Below are 12,655 nucleotides of genomic sequence, written 5' to 3' on the forward strand. Positions count from 1 at the left end.
GACGGTTCAGGGGCGCTGTGCCGGACCGCGCCGCAGGGCGCGAGCCGCGAAGGCCTCCAGCGCCTCGATGAGTGCTTCGGCGATCCAGATCCGGTTGCGTTGCTTCGAGTTCGCCGGTCGGAGGACGCCGCGTTGCACCAGGGTCTCGACGGCACGGTACGCGGTCGGCGCAGCGACACCGAGACGATCCTGGACGAGACCGGCGTTGAGGACCGGATGCTCGATCACGAGGTCGACCAGGGCTCGCGCTCGGTTGTCGGAGCGGAGATCCGAAGTGGCGTCGGCCCAGCTGGCACGCACGGCGCTGACGTCGGAGGCGAGTCGTCTGCCCGAGGCGACCGCGAACCAGGCCGCCTGGGTGAACGCCCGCACGATGGCGTCGACGTCGCCGGCGCGGTAGGCCGTCAACGCCTCGTAGTACGCATCGACGTCGTGGAGCAGCCCCGCGGACACGGGGACGGCGATGTTCTTCGTCACACCGGCTTGCCGCAGCATCGCGTGCACCAGTGCCCGGCCGGTGCGTCCGTTGCCGTCGAGGAACGGGTGGATCGTCTCGAACTGGGCGTGCGCGATCGCCGCGTGCGCGAGCGCCGGGACGTCGAGCCGCCGCACGAACCCGACCAGATCGGCCATCGAATCGCCGACGCGGCTGTGGTGCGGCGGCACGAAGGCCGCTTCGTGCGGACTGAACTCCGTGCCACCGATCCACACCTGCTGCTGGCGGAACCGGCCCGTCATCTGCGGCGCCGAATCGGAGAGCAGTGCTTCGTGTATCTCGATCACCGCGGCTTCGTCGATCTGGTCGCGGAGCGCCAGGGCGGCTTGCATCGCACGGACGTTGCGGACGATCAGCGCCGCGTTCCCGCTCGTGCGCTCACCGAGCTCACTCTCGGCGATCGCGCGCGCGCCACTGGTCAGGTTCTCGATCTGGGACGACGACGCGGACTCGCTGCGGAGCAGCATGGACGCGAACGGCAGGACGGACGAACCGAGTTCCGCGTCGAACCGTCCGATCGCGACCGCTGCCTCTGCGGCGTCCGCGAGCACGTCCGGGGACACTCGGACGCTCGTGGTGGCGATGGTCGGCACGACGGCAGCGGTGTACGGTCCACGTGCTGCCAGGCGAGCGCGTCGGGATGTGCCGCCGTCGTCCTCCACGGTGTGCCATGAGCGCTGTTCATCCTGCAGGGCAGGCCACCGAGGGCGCTCGGGACCACCGGAAGGGTCGCTCAACCGTTCATCTCCGCTCGCGTTGGTAACACTTACGACGAATATAGAACCAACGCCATCGGTTCGCTAACTTCTCTCAGTCGAGCCTTCCCGTGCCGCGCGCTCGTCCACCACATCCACCCGCGCCAGCACGTTCGCGAACCCGCGCCGCCCTCGGGTGGCGAACAGCCCGATGACGGCTGCGACGGCGAGAGCGAACGCCAGCAGGCCGGTGAAGGGCAACGCGGCGGCGGTGGCCGTCGCCCACCCGCCGGAGCCCGCGGCCCACCGCACCAGGCGCTGCCAGGCCGTCGGCCGCGGCTCCGGTCGGAGCCGGACGACTGCCTCGCCGAGCGTGCGCCCGGACGCGAGCACCACCACCAGCTGGACCGCCGGTGCGACGAAGGGCAGCGTGGCGAGCAGGACCCGTGCGAGCGTGGAGTTGAGGTCCTGCCCGGCGAGGGCGAACGACAGGCTCGTGATCGACACCAGCGCGCCGGTGGTCAGCACCATGGCGAGCAGGTCGCAGAACATCCCGAACCCGCGGCGCCAGATCGTCACCCGGCGGGGCAGATCCGACGACGGCTCGCCCCGGTGCCGGACGAGCACCCAGAGCACGGGGGAGACCAGCGTGCCGACGAGTGCTCCGGTGGTGTTCGCGAGCAGGTCGTCGACGTCGAACAGCCGGTACGAGCACGGGTACAGGAACCAGTCGCCGGTCAGCTGCGTGCACTCGATGAGCAGCGAGACCAGGAACCCGGCGACGGTCCCGACGACCACACCGGCCAGGAACCGTCCGTGCAGGAACACGTGCCGCACGAGCATGCCGAGGGGGACGAACAGGATGACGTTGAAGACCACCTGCGCCGCGGCCGGGTTCGCGAGCAGGGACCGGGGGCCGGAGAGCCCGCCCTCCTTCGCGATGTCCCCGACGAACGCGAACGGCGTCAGCTGCGGTCCGGAGGCGGCGCGACAGATCGCCGCGACCTCGCTGGTGTCGGGCAGGGGCAGGAGCGTGTACGTGACGAGGGCGAGCCCGTAGACGACGGTGGCGAACGCCAGCACCGCGTTGCCGACGCCGAGGGTGCCCCGGCGTCGGTACTGCAGCGCTGCCCACGGCACCAGTCCGGCGATCGCGATCGCGGACCCGACGAGCAGCGCGATGACGGCAGGGGTCGCGGAGGTCATCCCTCGACCCTAGGGATCCCGTGGGACACGCGTCCGGCTGCTGGCCGTGCCGCGACTCGCGAGAGGATGGCGGTGTGACCACCGCGACCACCATCCTCGACGCGATCGTCCGGCAGGTCGACGACACCGGCTTCGGCGCCCACGGCCTGCACGTCCGCACCGGTGGCGGCACCGCGGACGACGTCGCCGAGCACCGCTGGACGCCCGACGCGCGCGAGGAGATCCACTCCGCGGCCAAGGGCATCTGCGTGCTCGCCACCGGGATCGCCGCCGACGCGGGTCTGGTGGACGTCGACGAACCGATCGCCGCATCGCTGCCCGGGTTCGAGTTCGGGGACGGCGCGGACCAGGTCACCCTCCGGCACCTGCTCACGATGACGAGCGGGATCGACATGCCCTGGTCGGCGACCGAGCTGACCGACTGGCCGGACCTGGCGGCCGAGTTCCTGCGGCGGCCCTCGCGGGGTCGCGTGTTCCAGTACGCCAACGTCAGCACCTACACGGCCATGCGCGTGCTCGAGACCCGCGTCGGCGACGTCGGCGCGTTCGTGTCCCGACGCCTGTTCGACCCGCTCGGCATCGAGGACGTCGAGTGGCTGCGCTGCCCGAACGGGTACGTCGCCGCCGGTGAAGGACTGGCGCTCCGGACCGAGGAACTCGCGCGCCTCGGTCGGCTCATCCGCGACGGTGGCGTGGTCGACGGGCAGCGCATCGTCGGCGCCCGCTGGTGCGACGCGATGCACTCCGACTGGGTCGAGCGCGAGGGGACCGGACCCGGGTACCACCGCTACGCGATGGCCGGATGGGGCGGTCCGGGGCAGCTGTGGCGGCTGCACGGCGCGTACGGGCAGATGCTGCTGTTCGACGACCACCCCGACGGCGACACCGTGGTCACGATCACCGCCGACGACCACTTCGGCGCCGACGCGATGGCCGCGTTCGTCGCCGAGGAGCTCGCCCGGCAGCGGTAGCCGGCAGCGGTAGCTGGCAGCGGTAGCCGGCAGCCGTCGCTGGCAGCCGTCGCGTCCTCGCCGTGCGAGGATCGATCAGTGCAGGAACAGACGCCCGTCGCGATCATCATCGCGGCCATGAGCGAAGAGGTCTCCGCCTTCGCCGACCTGTTCGGCGGGGTCCCGATCCTCGACGGCCCCGTCGGTGGCCACGACCCGCACCAGCTGCTCGACATCGGCGGCGCCACCGTCGCCGTCCGCCGCAGCGGCATCGGCTTCACGAACGCGACGGCGGCCGTCGCACACGGCTTCCACGACTTCGGACCCGGCATCCCCGTGATCAGCGTCGGGACCGCCGGCGGCCTCATGCACGGCATCGCGATCGGTGACGTCGTCGTCGGCGACCGGTACGTCAACCTCAACGCGGACGCCACGGCGTTCGGCTACGCCCTCGGCCAGGTGCCCGGGATGCCGACCGGGTACGCCCCGGACGCCCGACTGGTGGACCTGGCGATGGCCGCCGACATCGCCTGGCCGCTGCGCTCGGCGACGATCGGCTCGAGCGAGGTCTTCGTCACCGAGGGACGCGCCCGGACGCTCCGCGGCGCCTTCCCCGACGTGGCCGCCGTCGACATGGAGTCGGCCGCCATCGCCCAGTTCGCCCACGTGCACGACATGCCGTTCGTGTCGGTCCGCTGCATCAGCGACCTCTGCGCCCCCGACGGTGCCGAGTTCCGCGAGCACCTGGACGGCGCCGCGGCGCGCGCCGCCCGCGTGGTCCACGACCTGGTGCGCGGCCTGCGTCCCTGAGACCCGGCCCGCCAAAGCGACAATCCTGCGGCACGGGGCACCGTCCGTTCCGCCATCGCGACAGATCTCCGCGAACAGTTCGCGGCACGCTGTCGCTTTCGCGGATGTGGACCCGGCCGCCGTCGGACGGGAGGCGCGGTGCGGGCCCGCCACGTGCCTCCCGTCCGCCCCCGGCGCACGTCGAGAGCCACGGTGCGCACGCATGTGCGCCACCTGCGAGCGCATCCCGCGCACGGTGCGATGATGAGCGGCGGCCGTCGCCCGGACGGCCGGAGACGGAAGTGCCGAGCGTGACCGAGACCCGCTCCGAGACCCCGACGGAACCGTCGAAGCCGACGGACCACACCACCCCCACGACCGAGGCCACCGACGATGGTGGCCACGGCCCGCGCAAGGGCGTCGCCGTCCTGGCGCTCGCCGCACTCGGTGTCGTGTTCGGCGACATCGGGACGAGTCCGCTCTACGCCCTGCGCACCGTGTTCACGATCGACGACGGCCTGGTGAAGGCGAACCAGGAAGACGTCTACGGCGTCATCTCGATGATGTTCTGGAGCATCACGATCATCGTCTCGATCAAGTACGTGCTGATCCTGATGCGCGCCGACAACGACGGCGAGGGCGGGGTGATGGCGCTCGCCGCCCTGGCCCGCCGGCTCTACGCGAAGCGTCGCGGTGGTGCGGTGATCTTCCTGGTGATCGGCATCGTCGGGGTCTCGCTCTTCTACGGCGACTCCGTGATCACCCCGGCCGTGTCGGTGCTGTCCGCGGTCGAGGGGCTCGGTACCGCGGCGCCGTCCGTCGAGCACCTGATCGTGCCGATCGCCGCGGTCATCCTGGTCGTGCTGTTCGCGGTGCAGCGCTTCGGCACCGGCAAGGTCGGCAACCTGTTCGGCCCGGTGATGCTGCTCTGGTTCGTCGTGATCGCCGCCGCCGGCGTCCCGCACATCCTCGAGCACCCGGGCGTCCTGCAGGGGCTCTCGCCGACGTGGGCGATCTCGTTCACCTTCGCGCACCCGTACATCACGTTCGTGGCGATGGGGGCGGTGGTGCTCGTGATCACCGGTGCCGAGGCGCTCTACGCCGACATGGGGCACTTCGGACGGTCGCCGATCCTCAAGGCGTGGTTCTTCGTGGTGTTCCCGGCGCTCGTCCTCAACTACCTCGGGCAGGCGTCGCTGGTGCTGCGCGACCCGTCGGCGGCGAAGGACCCGTTCTTCCTGCTGTTCCCGGACGCGTTGCGACTGCCCGTGGTGGTGCTGGCGACGCTCGCGACGGTGATCGCGAGCCAGGCCGTCATCTCCGGGGCGTTCTCGCTCACCCGCCAGGCCGTCCAGCTCGGGCTGCTGCCGCCGCTCACGATCCGACAGACCTCGCGGCGGGAGAGCGGGCAGATCTACCTGCCCGCGGTGAACCTGCTGCTGTTCATCGGCGTGCTCGCGATCATGCTCGCGTTCCGGTCTTCGGCGAACCTGGCCACCGCGTACGGGGTGTCCGTCACCGGAGCCCTGGTCGTCGACACGCTCCTGCTCCTGCTCGTCGTCCGCCCGCTGTGGAAGTGGGCGCCCTGGAAGCTCGTGGTCGCGGCGGTGGCGTTCGGCGGCCTCGAGCTGACCTTCCTCGCCGGCAACCTGTCGAAGATCATCCACGGCGGGTGGGTGCCGCTCCTCATCGCCCTGGCGGTGATCACGGTGATGACGACGTGGCGCCGAGGTCGGGCGCTCGTGCAGGAGGAACGCAAGGAGCGCGAAGGGTCGCTCGCCGACTTCATCGACCGGATCAACCACGAGCACATCCCGCGGGTGCCCGGGGTGGCGGTCTTCCCGCACCCGAACAAGGAGACCACGCCGCTGGCGCTCCGGGCCAACGTCGAGCACAACCACGTCGTGCACCGGACCGTCCTGATCGTCTCGGTGCTCACCGCCAACGTGCCGCACGTCCCGCACGCGAAGGCGTTCTTCCGCGACGACCTCGGCTACGAGGACGACGGCATCGACCACATCACGGTGAAGTTCGGGTTCTCGGACGACCAGGACCTGCCGAAGGCCCTGCACGCCGCCTGCCTGGCCGAGGTCCTGGACATCGACCCGGAGGAAGTGCTCCGGGCGTCCTACTTCATCTCCCGCGGGGCCCTCCGTCCGATGCCCGGCAACCGGGGGATGGTGGCCTGGCGGAAGAAGCTCTTCGTCGGCCTCGCCCACAACGCCGCCGACCCCGCGGCACGCTTCGGTCTCCCGGCGCAGCGCACCGTGACGATGGGCAGCGACGTCGAGATCTGACCGCGTCGTCGAGATCTGACCGCGTCGTGCACCGGCGTTCTGCATCGGCATCCGCATCGGCATCCGCATCCGTAGAGCGCAGGCCCCCGTTCGGGGGTGATGGTCTTGTGCACCCGTTCAGGGTTACGCTCATCGGAACCACACCACAGCTGCAGGCAGCATCACCAACTGCCGGACCAGCACCAGGATCAGGAGCGAAGCCACATGAGGCTTGGAGTACTCGAGCGCGCCCAGAAAGACCCAGGGGCGTCCACTTCCACCCGATGGTCAGGCCGGAGCAGGGGCGTCGCGATCGTCACCGCAGCCCTCCTCGGCGCCGGCGGCAGCATCCTCGCCGCCGCCCCCGCGACGGCAGCGCCCGTCGCGTCGACCGGGCAGGGGCGCTTCCTCAGCGGCTCCGCGCTCGGATTGAACCTCGACGACATCCTCACCGTGACCCCGGCGGACGCGGTCAACACCGGTGGGGCCACGGACACCGACGTCCACCCGCTCGACGTCACCGCACTCAACGCGGTCAACGTCAACCTGGGCGGGGGCCTCAACCTGCTCGGGAACAACGGCATCCTCACCCTCGGTGCCGTCAACCAGTACGCCGCCGCCAACGCCGACGGCAGCTCCGTCGCCGCGTCCGGCGCGGTGACGAACACCGGCGGGATCGGCATCGGCGGCCAGGACGGCGTCCCGCAGTCCAACGCCACGCTCGACCTGTCGGGGCTCATCGGCACCGACCTGGCGGGCTCGCTCGCCAACGCCCAGCTCGAGGTCGGCGCCGTGTCGGCCACCGCTGCGCAGGCAGCCGGCCCGGACGGTGCGCAGACGGGCGACTACGGCATCGCCGGACTCGACCTGTCGCTGACGAGCCCCGCGCTCGGCACCACCGTCTCCGGGCTCCGCACCACCCTCGGCACGCTCCAGCCGACGGTCGACGGCGTCGAGGACACCCTGAACGCGCTCGGCCCGCTCGTCCAGGTCCAGGGCCTGCCCGACCTCGTCACGGTGCTCGACTCGGCCACCGGCGACGTCACCAGCGCCGACGGCTCGATCACGGCGAACCTGCAGACCGGTGCGATCACGGTCGACGTCGCCGCAGTGCTGACGAACGCCGGCCTGGACATCAACAACCTGCCGGCGAACACCGAGCTGCTGCCGTACATCACGGAGGCACTCACGACCCAGCTCCTGCCGGCGGTCACCACCGCGCTGCAGGGCGTCGTGACCCAGCTCACCCAGTCGCTCCGCGGGCTCACCGTCACGGTGGCCGGGATCCCGCTGCCGATCGGTCAGCTCCTCGACGTCGTGAACCCCGTCATCGCGCAGGTCGTCGCCCCGATCAACCAGGTCGTCGCCGGCCTCGGTGAGACGGTCGTCACACCCCTCGCCAACGCCCTGACGACCGTCGTGTCGTTGCAGGCCAACGTGCAGGAGACCAGCGCCGACGGCGTCTTCACCCAGCGTGCCCTGCGCGTCGCACTGGTGCCGGCCGCCGGCACCGCCGTCGTCAACCTCGCCTCGGCTGCGGTCGGCCCGAACGCCGGTCCGCTCGCGGTCCCGACGATCACCACGCTCGACCCGGACAACGGGCCGGTCGCCGGTGGCACGGTCGTCACCGTCACGGGGACGGGCTTCACGGACGACGCCACGGTGTCGGTCGACGGTTCCGACCCGATCGCGGCGGACTCCGTCTCGGACGACGGCACCGAACTGACGTTCACCACGCCGGCGCACGTCGTCGGCACGGTCGACGTCACCGTCACGACGCCCGCCGGTGAATCCGACCCGCTCGACTTCACCTACACCGACGACGCCGCCGTGGTCCCGACCATCACGACGCTCGACCCGGACAACGGGCCGGTCGCCGGTGGCACGGTCGTCACCGTCACGGGCACCGGTTTCACGGACGACGCCACGGTGTCGGTCGACGGTTCCGACCCGATCGCGGCGGACTCCGTCTCGGACGACGGCACCGAGCTGACCTTCACCACGCCGGCGCACGACGCCGGAACGGTCGACGTCACGGTCACCACGCCCGCCGGTGAATCCGACCCGCTCGACTACACGTACAACCGGGCCCCCGCAGCGGTGCCCACGCTCACGACGCTCGACCCCGACAACGGGCCGGTCGGCGGCGGCACCCTCGTCACCATCACGGGCACCGGGTTCACCGACGACGCGACCGTCTCCGTCGACGGGTCCGACCCGATCGTCCCGGAGTCGGTCTCCGACGACGGCACCGAGCTGACGTTCACGACGCCCGCACACGTCGCCGGTCCCGTCGACGTGACGGTCACGACCGACGCGGGGACCTCGGACCCGCTGACGTACACCTACAACCCGGCACCCGCCGGGGCCCCGACGCTGACGGCGCTGGACCCCGACAACGGCCCGGTCACCGGTGGCACGGTCGTCACGGTCTCCGGCACGGGCTTCACCGACGACTCGACGGTCTCGGTGGACGGTTCCGACCCGATCACGCCGGACAGCGTGTCGGACGACGGCACCGAGCTGACGTTCACGACGCCGGCGCACACCGCCGGTGCGGTCCCCGTGACCGTCACCAACGGCTCCGGCACCTCGGCGCCGCTGCCGTACACGTACAACCCGGCCCCGGCCGCGGTCCCGACGATCTCCGAGCTGGACCCTGACAACGGTCCGGCCGCGGGTGGCACGGTCGTGACCGTCACGGGCACCGGTTTCACCGACGACTCCACGGTCTCGGTGGACGGTTCCGACCCGATCACGCCGGACAGCGTGTCGGCGGACGGCACGACGCTCACCTTCACGACCCCGGCGCACGCTGCCGGTGACGTCGAGGTCACGGTGACGACCCCGGGTGGCACGTCCGACCCGCTCGTCTACACCTACAACCCCGCGTCGACCACGACGACCCCGCCGCCGGTGATCACCTCGCCGACGGACGGTGGCACCGTCACGACGCCCAACCCGCCGATCACCGGCACCGGTCAGCCCGGCGCGACCGTCACGGTCACCGACGGCACGGTCGTCGTCTGCACCGCGGTCGTCGCGGCGGACGGCACCTGGAAGTGCACCCCGATCGTCGGCTTCGGCCCGGGAACGGTGACCATCACCGCCACCCAGACCGGCGCAGACGGCACCTCGGCGGCATCCGACCCGGTGACGTTCACCGTCCGCCTGGCAACCGCCGGCACCGGTGGCGCGGGTGGTACCGGCCCGAACGGGACGCTCGCCTACACCGGTAGCGACCCGGCCCCGGTGATCGCCTTCGCGATCCTGCTGATGCTCGCGGGCGTCGGGCTCACCATCGCCCGCCGCTTCCGTCGGGCTTAGTCCGCACCACCAGCAGCGCCCGTCGGGATCCGTCCCGGCGGGCGCTGCTGCGTGCGTGTGCGTGCGTGTGCGCGTGCGTGTGCGGTGCGTTGGCGTGTGCGGTGCATGCGTGTGCATCATGCGACGGGGCACCGGTTGATCGACGCGTGGAACGTCGGAACATGCACACGCAGCAGATGCGTGTGCATCATGCGACAGGGCACCGGTTGATCGACGCGTGGAACGTCGGAACATGCACACGCACCGGCGGTCGGGAGGCGCGGTGCGGGCCCGCCACAGGCCCCGTCCGTCCGCGGGTGGGCGCGATCAGTGCCCGAGCTGCTCCCGCAGGTACGGCGCGGTCCGGCTCTCGGCGGACGCCGCGACCTGGGCGGGGGTGCCGGTGGCGACGACGCGGCCGCCGTCCTCGCCACCGGAGGGCCCCATGTCGATGACGTGGTCCGCACTCGCGACGACGTCCATGGCGTGCTCGACCACGACGACGGTGTTGCCGGCGTCGGTGAGGCGTGCGAGCTGTGCGGTCAGCAGCTCGACGTCGGCGGGGTGCAGGCCCGTCGTCGGTTCGTCGAGCAGGTAGAGCGTGTGCCCGGTGCGCGCGCGTTGCAGCTCGGTCGCGAGCTTGATGCGCTGGGCCTCGCCGCCGGACAGCTCCGGAGCGGGCTGTCCGAGCCGCAGGTAGCCGAGGCCGACCTGGCGCAGGGCCTCGAGCCCGCGGGCAGCGGCCGGCAGCGATGCCAGGAAGGGGGCCGCCTGGTCGACGGTCATGCCCAGGACGTCGGCGATCGACGCACCGTCCCACCGCACCTCGAGGGTCTCGTCGTTGTAGCGCGCACCGTGGCACTCCGGGCAGGGCGCCCAGCTGCCCGGCAGGAACAGGAGCTCGACCGACACCGAGCCCTCGCCCTGGCACACCTCGCACCGGCCGCCGGCCACGTTGAACGAGAAGCGGCTGGCGGTCCAGCCGCGGGCCTTCGCGTCGTCGGTCGCGGCGAACGCGGCACGCACGGCGTCGAAGAGCCCGGTGTAGGTGGCGAGGTTCGAACGCGGGGTGCGGCCGATCGGCTTCTGGTCGACCTGCACGACGCGGTCGACGAGCGGGTGCGACGTCGCCACGCCGGGCAGGACCCCGCCGACGAGCGACGACTTGCCGGAGCCGCTGACGCCGGTGACCGCGGTGAGCACCCCGAGCGGCAGGTCGACGTCCAGGTCCTGCAAGTTGTGCAGGGTGAGGTCGCGCAGCTCGAGGGTCCCGACGGGGGTCCGGACGGTGCGCTCACCGTCGGCACGGTCGCGCGGGTGCAGGAACCGTCGGGTGACCGATGCCTCGACGTCGGCGAGGCCGTCGACGGGGCCGCTGTACAGGACGGTGCCCCCGCCGGACCCGGCACCCGGGCCGACGTCGACGATCCAGTCCGCCCGCCGCACGATGCTCATGTCGTGCTCGACGACGAAGACGCTGTTGCCGCCGGCACGCAGGTCGTCGAGGACCTCGACCAGGGACTCGGCGTCGGCCGGGTGCAGGCCAGCGCTCGGTTCGTCGAGCACGTAGACGACACCGAACAGGCCGGAGCGCAGTTGCGTCGCGATGCGCAGGCGCTGCGTCTCGCCGGGGGAGAGGGTCGGGGTGGCCCGGTCGAGCGCGAGGTACCCGAGGCCCAGGCCGACGAGCACCTCGACCCGTGTGAGCAGGTCGCGCGAGATCGCGACCGCGACCTCGGTGTGCTCGCCGGACGAGGCGCGTGAGGTGGCAGCGCTGGCGTCCGTGATGGTGGCGATCGGGCGCAGGACGTCGGCCAGCGCCGTGAGCGGCAGGCCGTTCAGGTCGGCGATCGAGTGGCCGCCGACCGTCACCGCGAGCGCGGCCCGGGTCAGGCCGGTCCCGCCGCAGAGGCCACACGGACCCGACTCGACGAACTGCAGCACCTTGGTCCGCTGCGTCTCGCTCTGCGAGTCGGCGAGGGTGTGCATCACGAACTGGCGTGCGCTCCAGAACCGCCCCTTGTACGGCTTCGCGACGCGGTCGCGCTTCGGGTGGACCTGGACCACCGGCTGCTCCTCGGTGAACAGCAACCAGTCGCGGTCCTGTCGGGAGAGCGCACGCCACGGCACGTCGATGTCGTAGCCGAGCACCGCCGTGACGTCGCGCAGGTTCTTGCCCTGCCAGGCCCCGGGCCACGCCGTGATCGCGCCGTCACGGATGCTCAACGACGGGTCGTGGACGGCCGAGGCCTCGGTGACCTCGTGGGCGATGCCGAGTCCGTGGCAGCGCGGGCACGCTCCGGCGACGGTGTTCGGCGAGAACGAGTCGGACTCGAGCCGGTCGGCTCCGGGCGGGTAGGTGCCGGCGCGGGAGAACAGCATGCGCATCGAGTTCGACAGGGTCGTCAGCGTGCCGACGGTCGAACGGCTGCTCGGAGCACCGCGGCGCTGCTGCAGGGCCACGGCGGGTGGCAAGCCGGTGATCGACTCGACGTGCGGCGTCGACCCCTGCGCGATGAGCCGTCGGGCGTAGGGAGCGACGGACTCGAGGAAGCGGCGTTGTGCCTCGGCGAACACCGTGCCGAACGCGAGCGAGGACTTGCCGGAGCCGGAGACGCCGGTGAAGGCGACGATGCGGTTGCGCGGGATGTCCACGTCGACGTCCTGCAGGTTGTGCTCACGGGCGCCGCGGACGCGGATGAAGTCGTCGGGCCCCGGTTGGTCGTCGGTCACGGTCGAGCGGGGAGCGGGCATCTGCTCGATGGTAGGCGGGTGCTGCTGAACGTGGTGAAGGGCCGTCCCGGTTGCCCGGGGCGGCCCTTCACGTGTGGTGCGGTGGTGCGGGGTGTTACTTGATCTGTGCGGTGATGGTGGCGGTGCCGACGAGGAGGCCGCGCTTGACGGCGTCGGTGCCGAAGGTCTTGTTCAGCAGGCCGG

General features: G+C 71.6%; 7 protein-coding genes. 4 read left to right on the forward strand and 3 right to left on the reverse strand.

The window, feature by feature from the left end; translation table 11 throughout:
• Positions 1 to 6 precede the first annotated feature (6 nt).
• Both EDF31_RS17105 and EDF31_RS17110 read right to left on the reverse strand, forming a co-directional pair.
• A complete protein-coding gene (locus EDF31_RS17105) occupies positions 7 to 1,089 on the reverse strand; it encodes a Fic family protein (RefSeq protein ID WP_243650110.1) in 1,083 nt (360 codons plus the stop codon).
• Positions 1,090 to 1,296: 207 nt separating this feature from the next.
• On the reverse strand, positions 1,297 to 2,397 hold the full coding sequence (locus EDF31_RS17110; RefSeq protein WP_131847021.1) for a VanZ family protein: 1,101 nt from the start codon (positions 2,395 to 2,397) through the stop codon (positions 1,297 to 1,299).
• Between the two features lie 74 nt (positions 2,398 to 2,471).
• Between EDF31_RS17110 and EDF31_RS17115 the strand changes: the two genes are divergently transcribed.
• From EDF31_RS17115 to EDF31_RS17130, 4 genes are all read left to right on the forward strand, one after another.
• Positions 2,472 to 3,368, forward strand: a complete 897-nt coding sequence (locus EDF31_RS17115) for a serine hydrolase domain-containing protein (RefSeq protein WP_131847022.1) — start codon at positions 2,472 to 2,474, stop codon at positions 3,366 to 3,368.
• A gap of 78 nt (positions 3,369 to 3,446) precedes the next feature.
• Positions 3,447 to 4,157: a 5'-methylthioadenosine/S-adenosylhomocysteine nucleosidase gene (gene mtnN / locus EDF31_RS17120; RefSeq protein WP_131847023.1), complete on the forward strand. Its 711-nt coding sequence runs from the start codon at positions 3,447 to 3,449 to the stop codon at positions 4,155 to 4,157.
• Positions 4,158 to 4,447: 290 nt separating this feature from the next.
• Positions 4,448 to 6,433 (forward strand): potassium transporter Kup, encoded by a 1,986-nt coding sequence (locus tag EDF31_RS17125; protein WP_243650112.1) that lies wholly within the window; start codon positions 4,448 to 4,450, stop codon positions 6,431 to 6,433.
• A gap of 204 nt (positions 6,434 to 6,637) precedes the next feature.
• Positions 6,638 to 9,739, forward strand: a complete 3,102-nt coding sequence (locus EDF31_RS17130) for a choice-of-anchor G family protein (RefSeq protein ID WP_165901475.1) — start codon at positions 6,638 to 6,640, stop codon at positions 9,737 to 9,739.
• Positions 9,740 to 10,045: 306 nt separating this feature from the next.
• Here the strand turns inward: EDF31_RS17130 and EDF31_RS17135 are convergent, their stop codons facing one another.
• A complete protein-coding gene (locus EDF31_RS17135; RefSeq protein WP_131847026.1) occupies positions 10,046 to 12,472 on the reverse strand; it encodes an excinuclease ABC subunit UvrA in 2,427 nt (808 codons plus the stop codon).
• Positions 12,473 to 12,655 lie beyond the last annotated feature (183 nt).

Source organism: Curtobacterium sp. PhB142 (genome assembly GCF_004341255.1).
Taxonomy (GTDB): domain Bacteria; phylum Actinomycetota; class Actinomycetes; order Actinomycetales; family Microbacteriaceae; genus Curtobacterium.